The sequence below is a fragment of the Fulvivirga sediminis genome (assembly GCF_016757215.1).
GTDB lineage: Bacteria > Bacteroidota > Bacteroidia > Cytophagales > Cyclobacteriaceae > Fulvivirga > Fulvivirga sediminis.
This window is the reverse complement of record NZ_JAESIY010000013.1, coordinates 85,826-105,446: the sequence shown is the minus strand read 5'-3', so window position 1 is coordinate 105,446 and position 19,621 is coordinate 85,826. Positions and strand designations below refer to the sequence as shown.

Sequence of the window (19,621 nt, the reverse complement as noted above, 5' to 3'; positions counted from 1 at the left end):
TGAAGAAATATGCAATTTGTAAAATACGAAATTGAAGATAGAATAGGGTATATCACCTTAAATCGTCCTGAAAAAAGGAATGCACTCAGTTATGAAGTGGTCACGGAATTAAAAGAGGCGTTTAGCAGAGCTTCGGAAGATGAGCAAGTGAAGGTGGTAGTGCTTGCGGCTGAGGGGAAAGCCTTCTGTGCAGGGGCAGATTTAGCTTATATTCAGCAGCTGCAGAGCAATACCTTTGAAGAAAACCTAGAGGATTCCAATCACCTTAAAGAACTCTTTTATCAGATATATACACTAAATAAGGTGGTTATAGCGCAGGTGCAGGGACATGCCATTGCTGGTGGCTGTGGCTTGGCTACAGTTTGTGATTTTGTATTTTCTGTCCCTGAAGCCAAATTCGGATATACTGAAGTGAGAATTGGCTTTATTCCCGCAATAGTTAAGGTGTTTTTACTTAGAAAAATTGGGGAGATGAAGAGTAAAGAGCTGCTTTTAACAGGTGAATTGATTACTGCTTCTGATGCAAGTAATTGTGGATTAATTAATAAAATTGTCAATGTGACGCAATTGAAAGAAGAAGTGAAGGTTTTCGCAGAAATGCTAATCAAGAATAACAGTGGTCAGTCAATGGAATTCACTAAGAAGATGATTGCAAAGGTGCCTGAAATGTCATTGGAAGAGGGTTTGGACTATGCCGCTAGAAAAAATGCAGAGGCGAGAGCTACTGATGATTGTAGAAAGGGAATCAATTCATTTCTTAATAAGGTATCGGTTAATTGGTGAATTTATATGAATTTTCTGGGATCGTTTTCGGCTTGTTAATATAGGATTAGTGATGTTTATTTGGTAACATAGTAGCTTACTTTAATACTAATTAACCTATGAAAGTATTCTTGAACCTACGTAAAATTTGTTTGTCAACCTTAATTGTTTTAGTGTGCAGCTCAGGCTATGCACAGTACCGTGGAGATACCTGGAAGCAAGTGCAGTCTTCCGGAGAGGGCACTATTTCTCTTGCCTATGTAGAGACGCCAGGCTTTGTCTATAAAGATCAGTCAGGTCAATTAACGGGCATCTGCATAGATATCATGAATGATTTTGTTGAATATGTGAATAGAACTAAAGGTGTTTCCTTGTCTACTAAGTTTGTGGGAGATGGCTCTAGTTTTAGCGGTATGTTTGAAAAAGTGAAAGCTAGTAATGCAGGTGTTTTTGGCCTTGGTAATATCACCATTACTGATGCCAGAAAGAAAATTTTGAAATTTAGTCCTCCATTTATTACTAATAATGCTATTCTTATTACTCAGCCAGGCGTATCTACCCTTAATGATTTGAGTAATATAGAAAGTACCTTTGCTGGTTTAACTGCTTATGCGGCTAAAGGAACACTTAATGAGCAAAGGCTGTTAGATATTAAGAAAAATTATTTTCCTGCTATGAAAATAGCTTATGTGTCATCTAGCCGTGAAGCTGAAGAAAAAGTTTTGTCAGATCCCAAATCTTTTTCGTACCTTGACTTAGCATTTTATTTGGATGCACTAGCTCAAGGAAAACCTTTAAAAAGGCACCCTGTTGGGGATAAGTCTTCAGAACGATTTGGCTTTATTATGCCAAAGAATAGTGATTGGAGCCCATTAATGGAAGAATTTTTCGCGGCTAACGGAGGCTATACTAATACTGTTTCCTATAAAAAGATTCTCACCAAACATTTAGGAGATACAGGAGTAAAGCTTTTGGCGGCAGTACAATAAAAATTACATTACCTAAACAAAACAAACAATTAAGAGGTAGCTGAAACAACGGCTACCTCTTTTTTTGTGCTAATTAGGGTGGTTGTTTTGTAATCTATATGTATATTTTGCGCCTATGAAACCAACTTTGGAGGTGCTAAAGAAATACTGGGGCTATGATAGCTTCAGGGAGGTGCAGGAAGAAATCGTAGATTCCGTGCTGGCTGGGCATGATACCCTGGCGTTATTGCCTACAGGAGGAGGGAAGTCTGTGTGCTTTCAGGTGCCAGCCATGCTGAAAGAAGGTGTATGCATAGTAATAACACCACTCATCGCTCTTATGAAAGATCAGGTAGAGCAGCTCAAAAAAAGAGGGATTAAGGCTGAAGCCATTTATTCAGGCATGGGTAAAAGAGAAATTGATATTAAGCTGGATAACTGTGTTTATGGAGCTGTTAAATTTTTATACCTCTCGCCAGAGCGGTTGCAAACAGATCTTTTTCAGGAGAGAGTGCAAAAAATGAAGGTTGGGCTGTTGGCAGTGGATGAGTCGCATTGTATCTCTCAATGGGGTTATGATTTTAGGCCTGCCTATCTACATATAGCAGAAATAAGAGAGCTTATACCTCAGGTCAATGTTATTGCACTTACGGCTACTGCTACCCCTGAAGTGAAAGCTGATATTCAGGATAAACTTCAGTTTAAAAATGGTCAAGTATTTCAGAAGAGCTTTTCAAGAAGTAACTTATCTTATTCTGTAAGAGAGGTAGAGGATAAAGAAAGAAAACTGCTAGAGGTGCTTAGAAATGTGAAAGGCACAGCTATAGTATATGCCAGAAGCAGAAAGGGAACCAAAGAAATAGCTCAGTTTTTGTATAAAAACGGCATATCAGCAGATTTTTATAATGCAGGCCTCACGCACGAAGAACGTGTAAGAAAGCAAGATGAGTGGATTAATGATAAAAGGAGAGTGATGGTAGCTACCAATGCCTTTGGTATGGGTATCGATAAGCCTGATGTGCGCGTAGTGGTACATATGGAGCTACCACAAGATATAGAATCTTACTATCAGGAAGCAGGCAGAGCAGGTAGAGATGAGAAAAAGGCCTATGCTGTAATTATTCATAATCAATCTGATCTAGAGGATCTGGCGCAAAAAATAAGGCAGCAGTACCCATCGGTTGAGTTTATGAAAAAGGTATATCAATGTCTCGCTAATTATTATAAACTGGCTGTAGGCAGCGGATTGGGACAGAGTTTTAACTTTGATATTCAGGAGTTTTCTGATATGTATCAGCTCAATCACATGGAGGTGTACTATGCTTTGAAGAAGCTGGAAGAGGAAGAGCTGATACAGTTTAATGAGAGCTTTTATAATCCTTCATTAATTCACATCGCCGTTGATAACCGTAGCCTTTATGAGTTTCAGATAGCTAATGCTAAATATGATGTCTTTATTAAGGTTCTGTTGAGAATATATGGAGGAGAGCTTTTTAATAATTTCATGAAAATATCTGAAGTGCAAATAGCTAAGCTACTAGGCGTTTCTGATAAGGAAGTAGTGAAAATGCTGCAGAAGCTGGCGGAGTTGGGTATTCTGGATTATGATGAGAGAAAAGATAAGCCACAAGTCTTTTTTAGTACTCCGCGTAAAGATGCTACTAACCTCAAGTTAAACCAAAAGCGTCTTCAGGAGCGTGAAGATAATGCTATAAGCAAGATGAAAGCTATGATCAATTATGTGCAGAACACAGATGAGTGTAGAACACGATTGCTTTTAGAATACTTCGGTGAAATGGATTATGATCAATGCGGTGTGTGCGATGTTTGCGTTGCGAATAAGAATGAGGGAGGAGGAGCTGCGGCAAGACAATATGAGGAGGAGGTGATAAAGATGTTGACCAGTGAACCCCATACGCTGGATGAATTGATCTTTAAAATGCCTCCTGCTAGTAAAGATGTAATATTAGAAATGATAAGAGAAATGATAGATGTAGGTGACTTAATGTACGATGAGCAGAGAAGGTTGCATTTATCGCAATGAAGAATGAAAACAGAAAAATATCAATTATATAAAGAGAGAATCCCTAAGCAGGGTCAGCATATTATTGCTAGTTATGATGATGAGGGCATTATTGTTTATCAGGCTTTCAGGCCTTCAATAGCGGCGTATGCGGTGGAGCACCAGAGGTTTGGTGGCACTGATTATAGTTTTGACAGAATGAGCTGGATAAAACCTAATTTTCTATGGATGATGTATCGGGCAGGTTGGGCTACTAAGGCAGGTCAGGAGAGAATTTTGGCTATTAAGATCAGCCATGGAGGCTTTGAAAATATATTGGAAGAGGCTACTTATTCATCTTTCAATGGAAAGGTTTATGAAAGTCACGAAGCATGGAAAGCTGCATTAGAGCAGACTGAGGTTCGCTTGCAGTGGGATCCTGATCATGGACCAAATGGAGAAAAGCTGGAAAGGCGTGCCATTCAGCTGGGCATGAAGGGCGATATTTTAAAGAAGTTTAATGAAGACTTTATTATAAGTATTGAAGATGTAACTGACTTCGTGGCTAGCCAGCGGGAAAAGATCAATAATCATGATCAGCTGCTTGTGCCGGCAGAGCAGGTATATAAAACATCTGCTCTTTTGGCTCAAAAACTTCAGTTAGATTAGTTGTAGAATCTTCTGAATATAGTATTGATTTCATCTGGGCTGAGATGCTCGGGTTGCTTTTGGCAAGCTAGAGTAACAATTTCATTTACAGCAAAGGGATTAAGTCCCATCTTTAAGCCAAGGTCTTTACAGAAGGAAATTTCTAAGTCATCTATGCTGGCATCTATACACATAAGTATGAGTAGCCTGTGAAAAAGAGGGATGATCTGGTGCTCAGTTTTAGGAAAGGATCTTTTTTCTACACCTAAGGTTTCCAGCTTTACTAGTTCTAGCTGGTCTATGCCCATTCGTTCGGCTACCTTATAAATGTAAACTGATTCGATTTTTTGAATAGCATCATCTGCTTTCGCCATGTTCATTAAATCAAATAAATGGCTGAGTTTTTCTTCTTTTGAAAGTGACATATACAGTTAAAAAATAAGCTATCCTGTTTTGGGTATGCAGGATAGCTTTGTAAATAGTTATCTTAATCTTAAAAATTAATTCTCTAGAGCTTTTACGCCAGGTAGTTCTTTTCCTTCCATATATTCTAGAAGAGCACCACCACCAGTAGATACGTAAGAAACTTTGTCTCCGTAGCCCAGGTTGTTAATAGCAGAAGCTGAATCGCCACCACCAATTAATGAGAAACCACCATTTTCAGTAGCTTGAACCACAGCTTCAGCTATTCCTTCTGTACCTACTGCAAAAGCAGGGAATTCAAATACTCCCATAGGGCCGTTCCAAAGAACAGTTTTAGACTTAGCTACAGTTTCAGCAAAAAGCTTAATGGTATCAGGTCCAATATCTAAACCCTCCCAGTTGTCATCTATTTCGCCAGATTTTACTACTTTTTTGTTAGCGTCGTTGCTGAAATCATCGGCTTCTACTGTGTCTAAAGGTAAAATAAGATTAACGCCTTTGGCCTTAGCTTTTTCTACTAACTCCAGCGATAAATCCATTTTATCTTCTTCCAATAGAGAATTACCAATTTTGCCGCCTTTTGCTTTAGAAAAAGTGTATGACATACCGCCTCCAATTATCAGGTTGTCTACTTTATCAAGAAGTTTTTCTATGATAAGGATTTTATCTGAGATTTTGGCTCCTCCCATAATAGCGGTGAAAGGTCTTTCAGGATTATTTAATACTTTTTCAGCATTTTCTAATTCTGCAGACATTACATATCCACTTACTTTTTCTTCGAAAAACTGAGCTACAATGCTAGTAGAAGCATGCGCACGGTGGGCTGTTCCGAAGGCATCGTTAACGTAGATATCTCCTAATACAGATAGTTTCTTGGCAAATGCTTCATCACCTTTAGTTTCTTCATTATGGAAACGAAGGTTTTCTAATAATAAAATTTCGCCTTCTTTAAGTTCTGCTGCTTTAGATTCTGCTTCAGAACCAACACAGTCAGAAGCAAATTTCACCTCTTTACCGAATCTATCAGAAAGCTCTTTCACTAAGTGTTTCAATGAGAACTTCTCTTCAGGGCCTCCTTTTGGTCTGCCCAAGTGAGACATAAGTATAGCAGAGCCACCGTCATCAAGTATTTTTTTGATGGTAGGTACCGCTGCTTTTATACGGGTATCATCAGTTATTTCATATTTTTCATTTAGAGGAACGTTGAAGTCCACTCTTATTAAGGCTTTTTTTCCTTTAAAATTAATATCGTCTATTGTTCTCATATAGCTGATTTTTTTGATGCTCTAAATATCTGTAATTATATATTAAACTGCATGGTTGCTGGTCAGTTTTTTAAGGATATATGTCATTTAATGACAATCCGAAAGAATACTTGATTAGAATCAAGGAAAAGCTCAAATGATAAGTGAAAATATGCTGTTTTGTTATTTTACCGCAGCTCTTTTCAGTCTATCGTTAATAGCGAGGCCTAAGCCGTGCTCCGGAGCTTTTTCTGCCAGAATCACTTCAACCTCTGGCCTATCTAGTGCGCGCAAGGCAGCAAAAAGGTGCTGTGCTGCGGTAGTTACCTCACCATCTTTTGCTAAAATGATCGCGTAATCCTCGTTTATGTCAGCTAAAGGCCTACTAAAGGTAATGGCTGCAGTGCTTTTATTTTTAGGATATGCTTGCAGCTCCTCAAAACTGCCAAGGATAATTTTCTTTCCGGGAGAGTAGTGCGAAGCGAGCATTCCAGGTGCCTTAGGGTTAGAGGAGGAATGATCGTTGACATGTACTGGGCCAATTACTTTTTCTATACTTTCTTTGCTGGTTCCTCCTAGTCGATAAATAGTTGGCTGTTCGGCGTCATTAAAACCTACAATGGTAGACTCAATGCCGATCTGGCAGGCTCCACCATTCAGAATATAATCAATTTTATGTCCTAGTTGATCATTTACATGCTCAGCGGTAGTAGGGCTTACGTATCCAAACGGGTTGGCGCTTGGAGCTACCAATGGAAAGCTTAGCTGCCGAAGAAGTTCAAGGGTAAGTTCTTGCTTTGGAATTCTAACAGCTACCGTCTCAAGTCCGGAAGTGACCAAGTCCGGTATGATAGATTTACGTGGCAGCAGCAGCGTTAGAGGGCCTGGCCAGCAGGCGTCGGCCAGTTTTTGTGCGGCTTCCGGTATATGAGTAACCAGCTCTGTAAGGGCTTCTAAAGAATGGGTATGGGCTATCAATGGGTCAAAAGCAGGGCGCTGCTTCACTTCAAAAATATGTGCTACGGCTTTGGGATTAAAAGCATTGCCTGCCAATCCGTATACAGTTTCCGTAGGAATAGCTACTAAAGCTCCACGCTCTAGCAGACTTTGAGCATAATCAATATCTTTTCCTATTTCTGCCATTCACTTGTGAAAATTATATAATAGACAAAGCTATTATATAAACTTTAATTAATGCCCTCATTGCATGAAGTTTAGCCTGTAATAACATCTGTTCAGTTGTACAGGTTTATCAGGCTATTGCTTTTCAATAGTATGAGCCTTTAAAAAATATTTTATCTTTAAGCTAGCAATCAAAACAAAAAACATGAGCTCAAAAACAAGATCAACACTGAAAGTATTGTCAGTAGTTTTATTTGTAATGTGGATATTGATGGCCCAGTCTTACATTATAATACCTATGCTACAGCCTTACTTATTCTGGATAGTGGTATTAAGTTTTATTCTGCTATTTATCGCTGCCAGATAAAGCAATTGTTTTCTCGGCCATTCTCAATACACTTCTTTCTGTGGTGTATTGATGAAGGTCAGAAATCGGCACCCATTGTAAGTCATTAGATTCATGATTGATCTGTAGTGGCTTACTGCTGTCTGCTTCAAATAAGAACCGGATATCATAATGTAAATGTTCTGGATCTTGCTTTCTGGCTGGTATAGTATGGATATCGATGTCAAAAATTTCTGGGCTAACCAGCTTGATGTCCGTGAGTCCTGATTCTTCCAAGGCTTCTTTCATAGCTACCGCTTCCACATCAGGATCTCCATCTGCGTGGCCTCCCAGTTGCAGCCAGCGGTCTAGTTTGGCATGGTGGGTAAGCAAGGTCTTTTCTCTTTTCAGATCAAGAATCCAGGCCGATCCGGTAACATGGCCTATCTGTAATGACCTTTCAAAGCAGTCTATGTTAGCTTGAACGAAGCTTAAAAACAAAGCCCTGAATTTGGCTTCTTCTTCAAATTCAGGGCGATAGGCGTTTAATTTATTAATTAGATCTTGTCGGTGCACTATTCTATAACAATGGTTATTTTATTCATCTTTCCTTCTTCCAATACATCAGTTTGTACGCCTGCGCCAATATTGTTCTTATCACCTTTTTCAGCATTAATGAAATAGGTTTTAGGCTCAAGATCCTTGAATTTTACTTCACCTTTTTTGTCAGTATACTGAACTTCCGTTACCGGGTTGGTCTCAGCCCTGTAATCTTCTTCAGAGCTATACAGCTGTACTGAGGCACCTTCCTCTATGTTACCAAGCTCATTGAGTACTTTTAGTTTAAGTGAAGTTCTTAATACATCGGCAGATGAGAAAGAACAAAGTCCTATGATTACTATAGCAAAGAGTGCGATGTTTATCCTTTTCATATTTTAATTTCTGTTTTTATCTTGCTCAACAAAATTATCGAATTAATGTTATTCCTCCACGTTGTTCTAAAATACCTTTTTCAGGTTCATGCTCACTACGGAATTCCACTTTATAAGCGTATGTTCCTCCAGGCACAGGCCTGCCGGGATCATTGTCATATCCGCCATTCCATCCGTCGTTTTGCATTTCTGATAAGCTGCCAGATTGAAAGATCATTTCTCCCCATCGGTTAAAGATAAATATTTGGAAATCGGTAGGATCTACTAAAAATGGAAATATCTTCCATGACTGATTAGCCGGGTTGCCACTGTTAGGGTTAAAGGCGTTAGGGGCATTGATTCTGCCTTCACAGTCTTCTACTACTTCAATTACGCCTTCTGTAACACAACCTTCTGCATTAGTAGCTTCAAAGTTAATGCGGCCAGTTACTTCAGCGATAAGGCTATCACCTGCAGCGGAAAAACGATAACCATCTACAGTAGAGGCCCCGCTCGCGCCTCCCGGAGCTATTTCTACACCATCTTCGTCATACCATTTCATTGATATAAAGCCACCAGGGAGGTTTTCAAGCATAAGATACTTTCTGGCTAAAGAATTTTCGAAAGGACAAATAGCATATCTGCTTTTATATGGATTTTCATTTGGCTGAGGGAATAACACCGTAACGCTTAGTGTAGTGTCACAAGTATTGATGCCATCTCCAGCTGCGGTGACCTGGTAAGTTCCAGGCTCAGTTATTAATATAATGCTATCGCCTTCTACTGACATAGGAGGAGTAATAATAGGAGTAGAAGTGCTCGCAGTAGAATAAGGTACGCGAGCTACCGTTTCTCCGCAACTTACAAATTCTAAAGGTAAGTTCAGGTTTATAGCAGGTGGTGGAGTACCTGAGACAGATGCTGTGGTGAGACAGCCTCCGGCATCCCTGATTTCTACGTAATATTCACCAGTAGAAAGAGGCTGATAAGGTAGATTAGAACTTTCTGTGCCGGAAGCTACTAGTCTATTAGAGCCTTGAGTAAATATTTGCCAACTGTACGTGGCGGGTGCGGCTGAGACAGGATTAAAAGTGAAGCCATTGATTACTCCCTGATTATTACTACAGCCTGTATTGATGTTAAGGTCATCAGGAGTGTACCCTGTAGGGTCGTTGAGTCTAATGGTTCTGGTATCGCTACATCCGGTTAAAGTATTGGTAGTGGTAACGGTGTAGAATCCAGCTGAAAGATTTTCAATAACCATGGTGTTAGAGGTAACTTCTGTAGCAGGATAAGACACAGGGCCATTTACTGTATAGCTTAATGGATTGGTAGCCGCGTTAAAGCTAGGGAAGTTAGCCAGTACGCTACCATCAGCAAGCCCACACAAAGATGGTTGATTTTGTACAGCTAAGGTAAACGAAGGCAGAGGATTAATAATGAAGTTTTGAGGAGTCATATTCACTTCATTATTATCACAGTCATTAGTGATAGTGGTGCTTACTTCATAGATGCCTGGTGCAGGAGGAGTAAATGAAAATTCCGTAGTGCTTTGGTTTAATTCTACAGGGCCTCTTAATTTGTTACCTTCGTCATCAAAAATATTAACCAGATAATGTTCTAGGTAAAGAGGGTTGCTCACGCTGATTACAACTGATTCTCCAAAACAACCGCCTGTTACAGAAATGCTAGCTCCCGGGCTAGGAGAGCTAATGTTTTGTATGAAGTTAGGCATACCTTGTTCGCTTGATGTACCGGCAGAGAGGCCAAAATCTTCAATGTTAATTTCTTGATCCCAATCTATGTTAGGATTGGTAATTCTGGATATCACTTGCTGGCCTTGCACCGCTACATATAACATTCCGTCAGGGCCTACCTGAAGCGCCCCTAGCGTAGTGGCTGCGTCATCAATGTCATGCCTTACTGAATCACGGATATACTCTATCGGGGTAGTAGTGTTTACTAAGGTCGTAGTATCTACTTTCCATCTGAAGATGTGACTAGGACTGCCTTGTACTGTGGCAAAAAGATTTGAACCATCAGGGCTAAAGGAAACGCCATAGACTTGTCCGCTGGCATTTGGAGAAGATGGATTAAGTGCGTCTTTAGGATTGTTAATCTCAAGAAGAATGCGTTCTTCTATTGTCCCTGTGCTGTCAGTGAATTGGAGTAGATCTACAAAATTATTATTATCATCTTCAGAGTAAGCAACGGCAAGTAGTCCGGAGCCACTTAAGGTCATGTAGCCTCTAGACTCTCTTTCAGAGTCATGCACTGGCCCTACATTAGAGATAACAGGGCTGCCGATTCCATCAGCTCCAATGGGGAAGGCTTTAAAGTTATTATTGCCATATTCATGTACTATAACCCAGTTTTCGGTACCAGTAAGCCTTTCGGTTACACGAGTAGCCAGGGTAGTTATCATTTCTCCATTGGCATTATATACCATAGCTCCCAGGGTGCTATTACTTTCATCTTTTCGATCGTATACGGCATATTGAAGATCATAAGTACCGTCTCCGTACACTTCTTGAGTAGTGAAGATATAAAATAGCGTCTCGTCATCAGGGAAAGGTACTATAAGTACAGATTGTGTACTTCCTTGGTCGCCACCCAGCTTGTCAGTAGGAGTGAGTAGGTTGCCTTCCTGGTCATAAACATCTACACCATCAGTATAAAACAGGGGTTCACCATTTCTATCACAGTATATGGTGCAGCCTTCAGGGGTAGTGAGCTGATTGCCGCCATCAAAAACATCAATATCACCAAATGGGATAGGCTCGGCAGTACCGCTGTTAAAGTCTATGCCAGCATGGTTGCCAAAGTACCATACATTGGAGCGCTGCTTTTGTTCCCCATAAGTATTTACCGTAATGCCTGCATGAGTAGAGCAGCCTGAGCCGTCCGTAGCTATTACATAATAATAGCCACTGGAGTCGGGGGTTAAAGTATTGCCAGTATCTCCGTTAGACCAAACTATAGAAGAGGGCGAGCCGCTGATTTGGGCTATTACAGACGCTGATCCGGTGCCATTAGGAGAGTAACTACTGGCAGGATAATCTACAAGGCAAAATGTAGTATCAGACCTTAGTGTTATCTGTATCTCAAAGGTATTGATGGTTATCGGGTGCGTGGCGGATGTAGAGTCACCATTAAGATAGGCGGTAAGAGTTACATCAAATGTATTGGCCTCTTGATAAGTGTGCGTAGGAGCTAATTGAGATGAGCTTCCATCATCACCAAAACTCCAGCTAACACTATCAGCTCTAGGGTCTATAGTAGGGTAGAAGAAGGTTTCTTCATTTTGGCATGTGCCAGAGTAAGTAAAGTCAGCGCTGAATGTTGGGTTGATTTCCGCTAAAAAAGTAGGGAACTGGCGGCCATTGAAATTTGTGTTTTGAAATGCTCTGTCTTCATATAGAACCTGGCTGGCGATGGTGTCCGGCTCATTGATTCTTCCTACGAGAAAATTGCCAGATGCATTTTCATATATGTGATAAATAGCGCTGTCAGGGGCTATTTGAAGTCCGTAACTGGTGGTAAGTGTGTTGGATGTGTTTACTAATTCTGTCGTAGGGGTTGGGGTTGCGCTGAGGTCTACTTGTACTAGTTCCTCGTTGCCACCAAAATTACCTGATACATATAGAAATTGGCCGTTGTTAGACCATTCTGTGTCATAAGTTCCATTGAATCCGCTTATAGTAGCACCTGCAGTAAGTGCTCCGGTAGCTCTGTCAATATTAATAATCTGAACTTCAGTAGCAGGTGATGCCACAGCAATAGAATTGGTGGCCTGGTTGAAAGATAAGTTACCAGCTGAAATGGCAGATCCAATGTTATAACCTGTGGCAGGTTGAAGCCCGGCACTTGTTATTTCTGATACATTATAAGTATCAGACCCAGCTACCTGAGTAATAAGCCAGAATGCATCTTTAGTGTCGTTCGGGATTATGATCATTCCTTGCGAAAGGTTGGTTAGCCCTGCCGGAGAAAAAGAAGTGGTGACTTCTCCTTTTGGAGGCTCCGGGAAAAGAGCATTACCTGTTGCATTCATGTCTACTGTGGTTGCTATTAAGTTGCCAGCAGGGTCTTGTGTGAAGATGTAATATTGTCCTGCGTTTCCAGGAACGGCGCAGGTGGCTATACCCTGGCTAAGGGCTGTTCCGGAAGCTATAGAGCCATTGAACATTACCGTGCCTGTAGGTTCGTAAACAGTAAGACCATCAGTATAGAAAAGTACAGAGCCTGTTACGGGGTCAGTGGCTACGGCTGACATTCCTAAGCCTAAAGGTTGTACGCTGGAAAGACGTTCGGGAGTGAAATTAGGTCTTGTGAAACGAAAACTATTGTTATTGTTGCCAAAATACCAATTAAGCTCTGAGTAACTTTGAGAGAATGCATTAAAGCTACTACTGATTAATAAAAATAAAAAAAGACAAACACTGCGAATAGGAGAGTGCAACATTCCTGGTGTATTTAGTTTAACTGTTAACTTCAAAAAGTGAATCCTAATTGCGTATAATAAGGGAAAAATATTATAATACACAATACTAATTTATACAAATAACGATAAAATGGCGTTATGCTAAGAACTTAACTTTCTTTATTTTTGATTCTTCAATTAATTTAGGATTTATTTATTACTTTACTGCTTAAAGCAATCATAGGTAGATATTACATGCGCAGAAATTTACTATTTTTTATCTTGTTGATGCTGTTGGCTCCGCTGGTAGGAAACGCTCAGGACCCTCAGTTTTCTCAATTTTATGCGGCACCGCTTTACTTAAACCCTGCTTTTGCAGGTGCTACCCAGCAGATGAGAGTGGGTATTAATTATAGAAATCAATGGCCAGCCATAGAAGCTAATTTTCAGACTATTTCTGCTTATGTAGATGGTTTTATAGAAAGTAAAAATAGTGGGGTAGGCCTTTTGCTGATGCGAGATACGGAAGGTACAGCAGGTTTGAATTCTACCATGGTGGGGTTGCAATATGCTTATCAGCTATACTTAACAGATTGGCTTACTTTTCGCCCAGGTTTTCAGGCTGCTTTTTATAATAGGAATGTTAATTTCAGTGATCTTACCTTTGGTAGCCAATACGATCCTGATACCGGAGAGTATTTAGGTGGAGATTCAGGAGAAAACTTTGGAGATCTGAGTAAAAACTTTGTGGACCTATCAGCAGGTGGTGTTTTGTATACTAAAAATGCTTGGTTAGGTGTGGCGGCACATCATCTTAATACTCCCAGCCAGTCGTTTGAAGAAGATGCAGATCCTAATGAATTACCTATGAAGTTTTCATTTCATGGTGGGGTTAAAATACCTTTTAAATCTGGAACCATGGGTAGTGGTTTGTATTCCAGACCTCAAGAAAGAAGCTTAACACCTACCTTTCAATATAAAAAGCAAGGAGAGTTTGATCAGTTGGATATGGGGTTGTACCTCACCCTGGAACCTATCATAATAGGAACATGGTATAGAGGGCTGCCTTTTAAATCATTAGAAGGGTTTAATAATAATGAGTCTATTGTACTTTTAGTAGGTTTTACGAAAAAAGGAGGCAATGGAGAATTATTCAATATTGGATACAGTTACGATTATACAATATCTAAATTAGGAGCAGGTAGTGGAGGAGCTCATGAAGTGTCTATTTCATACTCATGGTCTAATCGCGATCCACGAAAACCACCGAAGAATGTGATGCAGATACCGTGTCCTGACTTTTAAAAACAATACAAAATGGCTAAGAAAAATAATTGGAAGAATAGAGATGGCGTAGTGTATAGCACTAGCAATGATTTTGAATACGAGTATGAAGGAGATAATGAAGAGGAAACTATGGAGCCATCACAGCAAAATTTAAAAGTACAACTAGATAAAAAAGCCAGGGCCGGCAAGCAGGTGACGCTAATTACTGGTTTTATTGGCTCTCAAGATGATTTAAAAGACTTAGGAAAATTGCTCAAATCGAAATGTGGAGTAGGGGGATCAGCCAAAGATGGGGAGATTCTTATTCAAGGCGATTTTAGAGATAAAGTGATGGAGATATTAAAATCTGCTGGCTACGGAGCTAAAAAGTCTGGAGGTTGATTGTGATTTGTGGAAAAAGACTTAGGGGCTGTCTCTAAAGTAGCTTTTAAGTTAGAAGAATTGTGGTTCGAAGTCCAATGATAGCTGTGTGAAAGTATAGGTATAATATAAAGATTAGATTATTCAAGTTGACTGTTATTTGAATAGTCTAACTTAAAAGAATAGGAATAGCTTGATGTATACTTTCGAACCAATGATATGTCATATTTTTTGAGCGCTAGGGTGCCAAATGTTAGTTTTCTAGCAGACAGATATTTCAATTGACTCAATGTGACATTACCTTGTCATGTAATTTCTTCGGAAACTGGCTCTTCTAAGTTTTAAAACATTATCCTCTGTAGGAGTTAGGCGTAGTTTGCGTGTTCTTTTTGAAGAATTTTATAAAATGAGAGCTATCATCAAAACCCAGGCACCAGCCTATTTCTGAGATATTCCAATGGGTGTGTTTTAGCATAGCTCGAGCTTCCATGGCTAGCCTATCTGAGATAATTTGAGAAGTGGTTTTTCCTGTACTTTCCTTCAGCACCTTGTTGAGGTGATTGATATGGACGTTGAGCTTATCGGCAAATTCGGCAGGTGATTTTAATTCTATGCGCTGCTGGGTAGATTCTATTGGAAATTGCCTTTCTAATAACTCAAGGAAAAAATTAGTAATTCTTTCTGATGCATTACTCTCCGTAGTGTGAGTAGCTTCGAACTTCGCAGGTCTTAGCTTCATGGCTGTATGTATCAGCTCTGAGGTGAGATTTCTTAAAACATCGTATTTATACTTGTAGTCAGAGGCTATTTCTTTAAACATTTTTTCATAAATAGTGTAAAGACTGGTCATTTCAGAATTAGTGATGGATAAGATAGGATTGCCGCCGGGTTTAAACGGCGGATAATCTTTAATATGCGCATATCCATTGAAGAAATCTTTTGTAAAGACACAAAATGCACCGTGTTTGTCTTCGCTGAGCGGATCCCAATTATAAGGTATTTGAGGGTTAGCAAAGAGCAGCATGTTATCTTCTACTTCCAGAACTTTATCGGCATAATGTACCCTGTTTTTTCCGCTGATCAGGCTGATTTTGTAGTAGTCTTTTCTGCTGTAGGGCATGGGCTTATCTTTGGATACTTCACTAAGCCTGTATATGTTAAAGGGCAGTAATTTTGGTATCGATGAATCTGGTGATAAACCTTGTTTTTTTCGGTAAAACTCTTCAAAAGTCAACGTTTCTTCCATATTTGGTAAAGATAATTGGTTCTATTGAGTAATTAAATATACTTAATAGAACCAAGTTTTTGCTTTAAATATTTTGTCCGCCAGAAACTTCAATACGTTGTGCATTAATCCATTTGGCTTCATCAGTACATAAAAAGGCTACTACAGCGCCAATATCTTCAGGTAAGCCGGCTCTTCCTAGTGCTATCGAAGAGGAAACCATTTTGTTAACAGCTTCATTGTCTCTCACCATGCCGCCGCCAAAGTCTGTTTCTATGGCACCAGGTGCTACTACATTGGAGCGAATGCCTCTGCTACCCAGTTCTTGAGCCTGGTATCTGGAGAGTACTTCAATGGCTGCTTTCATAGAAGCGTAGGCTGAATATCCGGGAGTAGAGAATCTCGCCAGGCCACTGGAGATGTTAATAATGGCTCCACCGTCATTCATAAACGGTAAGGCCTTTTGTGTGAGGAAAAATACGCCTTTAAGGTGGATGTTCATGAGCTGATCAAACTGATCTTGGGAAGTTTCAGCGAAGGAAGCATGTATTCCTATTCCGGCATTGTTAATGAGGAAATCAAAATTAGGTTGGCCTTCCTTTTCCTGTAAATGATCAGTGGCTTTTTTAAGAAATGTATCAAACTGAGAAACATCACTGGTATCTAATTGATAGGCTATTGCTTTTTGACCTAAGGCCTCTATTTTAGCTACCACTTCATTGGCTTTGTCTTCGTTATTATTATAGGTGAGTATTACATTAATACCCTTTTTTGCCAGGTTAATAGACATATCTCTGCCTAAGCCTCGGCTACCTCCTGTTACTAATGCTATTTTTGTCATAGTAATTGTTTTTGTTTTAAATACTGAGACAAAGCTAAGAGTGGAGGCCTTTTAAAGGGTAGTAGAATGCAAAGTAGATATGGTAAAAATCAATCAGTTTTGACTTTATGCTTTGATTTAATTTTATAGGCGCACCTGCGATCTCCTTTTACAATGTGTTCAGATCGTTCTACTTCTACATCAGAGCCAAATACTTTTTTGAAATTGTTGAGCTCAGCACTGCAAAATCCTTGGCATTCTTTAGCTGCGGAGCAAATAGGGCAATGGTTTTCTGCTAAAATATACTCATCGTCTTCTTTATCCCAGGTAGCCATATAGCCTTCTTCTGTTCGCATGTTTACCAAGGCTTCAAGCTTATTTTCTAAAGAGTCATTTTCCTTGATGGCATTGTTGTATTTGGCTGAAAAATCTTTTTCGCGTGCTGCAATTAGCTTTTTTAAGGCTTCATCTCCCAGTTCCTCTTTTATGGTTTGTAATAGTTGAGTGGTCAGATCTGCATGGGTGTCAGGAAATAGAGCGGACCCTTGCGCAGTTATGTCATAGATGGAGGTAGGACGTCCTACGCCTTTTGTTGGTTGCTCAGATTTTACCAAGCCTTGTTCTATCAGCTTTACCAAATGAAGACGCGTGCCTTCATTGGTGATTTTAAGGTGCTTGGCCATCACGGTTGAAGGTTGAGCTCCGTTTAGCTTGAGATAGATTAGAATCTGTCTTTGAGCCTGATTTAAAGGGTAATTGTTTAAACTTAAATATTTTTCCAAGTGATTTCTTGTTTAATTATTCAAATTAAATAATTTTGTCTCATGTAAGCAAAAGCAATAGCAAAAAATGCTTACTAATGTTTAATGAAACAATGTTCAACATAAAATAATTACAATTATGGCTTTCGAATTACCGGCATTACCTTATGCCTACGATGCTTTAGATGCAAATATAGATGCGCAAACAATGGAAATCCACCACTCAAAACACCATGGTGGGTATGTGACTAAATTAAATGCTGCAGTAGAAGGAACTGATGCAGAAGGAAAATCTTTAGAGGATCTTTTGAAAAGCGTGAGTAAATATGGTGCAGGTGTTAGAAATAATGGAGGTGGACATTATAACCACTCATTATTTTGGAGCATTCTTTCTCCGTCACCGGCTACTGCTCCTTCAGGAGACTTAAAAGCGGCCATAGATAAAAAATGGGGTAGCCTTGATGCTTTCAAAGAAGCGTTTGATCAGGCTGCTGCCACCCGATTTGGTTCAGGATGGGCATGGCTTTATGTTACAGCTGATGGTGAAGTAGAAATTACTTCTACTCCTAATCAGGACAATCCTTTAATGGACGTGGCTGAGCAGCAAGGTACTCCTGTTTTGGGGTTAGATGTGTGGGAACATGCTTATTATTTGAAATATCAAAATAAGAGACCTGATTATATCAACGCATTCTGGAATGTGCTAGACTGGAAAGCAGTGGAAGAAAACTACGCTAAGGCTACGGCTTAAGTCGTAAAAATATAATTGTATCAGGAGGGGAGAGATTGATTTTAAGTGTCTCAGTTGATTTGCCAGTCAGTAATCTCCTTTTGATACAATTTTTTTCTGGAAAGCTTTCGCCTACCACAGAAATACGTACCCTATAAGTTAAAACTTTGTATTTTATATTCGGGCTTATTATTAGTAACTAAAACCCCGGCATAATCTTGATGAAATGGAATAAGAGTAGGATAGTAGCTTGTATTATTATACAAGACCTTGTCTTTTTCTATTTGTACTTCCTTCATATCTACTTCTAGTCCTTGACCAATCTTTTTTAGAAAAGCCTCTTTGGTACACCAATACTTTAATAACTCATCATTTTTGTGTTTTGATGACATTATTCTTTTCCACTCTGTTTCAGAAAACTGCCTTTGAAAGGCCTCTATTGATAAAGGCCTCTTTCTTTCTATATCTATACCTATTTCCTCATTGGTAGATGTAGCGCAAATGACATAATCAGAAGAATGCGATATGCTGAAAAATGGCCCATTGGTTAGGTAAGGCTTACCCTTCGAGGAGATTTGAATTTGATTGAGGTTGATGGAGTATTTGAGGGCTTTAGCCGCTTCTAATAATAATAATCGTCCGGCTAGTGTGGCATCAGCACTTTGCTTGCGAATAAAACCTTCTATTCTTCGCTGATCATATGTACAGAGTAAGTGCTTATATTTTGCATATATTTCCTCACTGATAGGAGAGGTGATATAAGTATAATTGATTAGAATCATTGTGTGCTAAGCTGCAAAAAAAGAATGTTTTGCCTTCAAAAATGTATGGTAATGATTCAGGTCAATAAAAAAGGGGTAAAACATTGGCTACCCCTTTTTCAATCATATTTAGTTGGAATTAGATAATATTTTAATCTTCAAGCGTGGTAGTCCGTCTTTTGGTTCTACGTACCCTTGTGCTATTACCGTGTGGTAGCTGCGCATGTTAAGCCTGTAGCTAGTGCTAGATGCTAGTACATCTCCATCAGGATTTACAATTTCAAATACTGTAGGAGCGGAATTGAGCTTTGAAAAACTGCTGACAGCTCTAAAAGGGCTGTAAGTAAATAAATTAGTTTCAGAGTCTTTCACTCGTAAAGCGAGTAGATCAGAGTCTGGTGATAGGTTGATAAACCTTACTGCAGCCTCATCTTCTAAACCTCCGCTAATGGGAGTGTCCTTGGTTAATATTGGACGTACTGTAGTATCTGTGCCTGATAGGAATATGGAATAATAATAATTTTCTTCAAATCTAAAAGATACAGAAGCTAGTGAATCTCCGCTTTTAGATTCAAATTTAAAGTTTCTTTGTCCTACAGGGTAAGAGTGATATTTGGTGTAATCTTCAAATTCAAGTGCCTTTGTAGTTATAGTTTGACTATCTAATTCAATCTCCACTTCCAAATCAGGTACTCCCTGATATATGGCAATTAAGCTTATCGGTGTATACTCTGCAGTAGGATCATCAGAATCAAGGCAGCTCGTTAGTGAAAATGTACCGAATAAAAAGATGGTTAAATAAAATAGTGTTTTAAAGGGTCTTATTGTGTTCATTCTATTGGTTGATTT

Annotated in this window: 18 protein-coding genes; 7 read left to right on the top strand and 11 right to left on the bottom strand. The window is 39.4% G+C overall.

The genetic code is table 11. The features are described from left to right. The first annotated feature begins 9 nt into the window (after positions 1–9). The 4 genes from JL102_RS20350 (at position 10) to JL102_RS20335 (ending at position 4,401) form a co-directional block, all read left to right on the top strand. Positions 10–783 (top strand): enoyl-CoA hydratase/isomerase family protein, encoded by a 774-nt coding sequence (locus tag JL102_RS20350; protein ID WP_202246310.1) that lies wholly within the window; start codon positions 10–12, stop codon positions 781–783. A 98-nt stretch (positions 784–881) separates the two neighbouring features. Further along, positions 882–1,751 (top strand): substrate-binding periplasmic protein, encoded by an 870-nt coding sequence (locus tag JL102_RS20345; RefSeq protein ID WP_202246309.1) that lies wholly within the window; start codon positions 882–884, stop codon positions 1,749–1,751. A gap of 115 nt (positions 1,752–1,866) precedes the next feature. Further along, complete coding sequence (locus JL102_RS20340; RefSeq protein WP_202246308.1) at positions 1,867–3,774, top strand: RecQ family ATP-dependent DNA helicase; 1,908 nt, start codon at positions 1,867–1,869, stop codon at positions 3,772–3,774. A gap of 3 nt (positions 3,775–3,777) precedes the next feature. Further along, entirely contained in the window at positions 3,778–4,401 is a 624-nt protein-coding gene (locus JL102_RS20335) for a DUF4291 domain-containing protein (protein WP_202246307.1), read from the top strand. On the opposite strand, the gene JL102_RS20330 is transcribed toward JL102_RS20335, so the two are convergent. From JL102_RS20330 to JL102_RS20305, 6 genes are all read right to left on the bottom strand, one after another. Further along, positions 4,398–4,805 (bottom strand): hypothetical protein, encoded by a 408-nt coding sequence (locus JL102_RS20330; RefSeq protein WP_202246306.1) that lies wholly within the window; start codon positions 4,803–4,805, stop codon positions 4,398–4,400. The two genes, JL102_RS20335 and JL102_RS20330, sit on opposite strands and share 4 nt — an antisense overlap. A 75-nt stretch (positions 4,806–4,880) precedes the next feature. Beyond that, positions 4,881–6,068 carry a phosphoglycerate kinase gene (locus JL102_RS20325; protein WP_202246305.1) on the bottom strand — a complete coding sequence of 396 codons (1,188 nt, stop codon included), beginning with the start codon at positions 6,066–6,068 and terminating at the stop codon, positions 4,881–4,883. Positions 6,069–6,230: 162 nt separating this feature from the next. Continuing rightward, entirely contained in the window at positions 6,231–7,190 is a 960-nt protein-coding gene (locus tag JL102_RS20320) for an L-threonylcarbamoyladenylate synthase (protein ID WP_202246304.1), read from the bottom strand. Positions 7,191–7,515: 325 nt separating this feature from the next. Continuing rightward, positions 7,516–8,070: an NUDIX hydrolase gene (locus tag JL102_RS20315; protein ID WP_202246303.1), complete on the bottom strand. Its 555-nt coding sequence runs from the start codon at positions 8,068–8,070 to the stop codon at positions 7,516–7,518. Beyond that, on the bottom strand, positions 8,070–8,426 hold the full coding sequence (locus JL102_RS20310; RefSeq protein WP_202246302.1) for a carboxypeptidase regulatory-like domain-containing protein: 357 nt from the start codon (positions 8,424–8,426) through the stop codon (positions 8,070–8,072). The genes JL102_RS20315 and JL102_RS20310 overlap by 1 nt, the downstream gene beginning before the upstream one ends. Before the next feature lie 34 nt (positions 8,427–8,460). Further along, positions 8,461–12,870: a T9SS type B sorting domain-containing protein gene (locus tag JL102_RS20305; RefSeq protein ID WP_202246301.1), complete on the bottom strand. Its 4,410-nt coding sequence runs from the start codon at positions 12,868–12,870 to the stop codon at positions 8,461–8,463. Positions 12,871–13,083: 213 nt separating this feature from the next. Here JL102_RS20305 and JL102_RS20300 point away from each other — a divergent pair, with 213 nt between their 5' ends. Beyond that, positions 13,084–14,133 carry a PorP/SprF family type IX secretion system membrane protein gene (locus JL102_RS20300; RefSeq protein WP_202246300.1) on the top strand — a complete coding sequence of 350 codons (1,050 nt, stop codon included), beginning with the start codon at positions 13,084–13,086 and terminating at the stop codon, positions 14,131–14,133. 12 nt (positions 14,134–14,145) lie between these two features. Continuing rightward, a complete protein-coding gene (locus JL102_RS20295; protein ID WP_202246299.1) occupies positions 14,146–14,496 on the top strand; it encodes a translation initiation factor in 351 nt (116 codons plus the stop codon). 328 nt (positions 14,497–14,824) lie between these two features. On the opposite strand, the gene JL102_RS20290 is transcribed toward JL102_RS20295, so the two are convergent. The 3 genes from JL102_RS20290 to JL102_RS20280 all read right to left on the bottom strand — a co-directional run bounded on the left by JL102_RS20290 (position 14,825) and on the right by JL102_RS20280 (position 17,302). After that, positions 14,825–15,721 (bottom strand): helix-turn-helix domain-containing protein, encoded by an 897-nt coding sequence (locus JL102_RS20290; protein WP_202246298.1) that lies wholly within the window; start codon positions 15,719–15,721, stop codon positions 14,825–14,827. 64 nt (positions 15,722–15,785) lie between these two features. Continuing rightward, on the bottom strand, positions 15,786–16,541 hold the full coding sequence (locus JL102_RS20285; protein ID WP_202246297.1) for an SDR family NAD(P)-dependent oxidoreductase: 756 nt from the start codon (positions 16,539–16,541) through the stop codon (positions 15,786–15,788). A gap of 89 nt (positions 16,542–16,630) precedes the next feature. After that, entirely contained in the window at positions 16,631–17,302 is a 672-nt protein-coding gene (locus tag JL102_RS20280; RefSeq protein ID WP_202246296.1) for a helix-turn-helix transcriptional regulator, read from the bottom strand. 118 nt (positions 17,303–17,420) lie between these two features. On the opposite strand from JL102_RS20280, the gene JL102_RS20275 reads away from it, so the two are divergent. Further along, positions 17,421–18,032 (top strand): superoxide dismutase, encoded by a 612-nt coding sequence (locus JL102_RS20275; RefSeq protein WP_237390681.1) that lies wholly within the window; start codon positions 17,421–17,423, stop codon positions 18,030–18,032. A gap of 131 nt (positions 18,033–18,163) precedes the next feature. On the opposite strand, the gene JL102_RS20270 is transcribed toward JL102_RS20275, so the two are convergent. Both JL102_RS20270 and JL102_RS20265 read right to left on the bottom strand, forming a co-directional pair. Beyond that, on the bottom strand, positions 18,164–18,793 hold the full coding sequence (locus tag JL102_RS20270) for a 4'-phosphopantetheinyl transferase family protein (protein ID WP_202246295.1): 630 nt from the start codon (positions 18,791–18,793) through the stop codon (positions 18,164–18,166). Between the two features lie 108 nt (positions 18,794–18,901). Continuing rightward, positions 18,902–19,606 carry a DUF4397 domain-containing protein gene (locus JL102_RS20265; protein ID WP_202246294.1) on the bottom strand — a complete coding sequence of 235 codons (705 nt, stop codon included), beginning with the start codon at positions 19,604–19,606 and terminating at the stop codon, positions 18,902–18,904. Between the last annotated feature and the right edge of the window lie 15 nt (positions 19,607–19,621).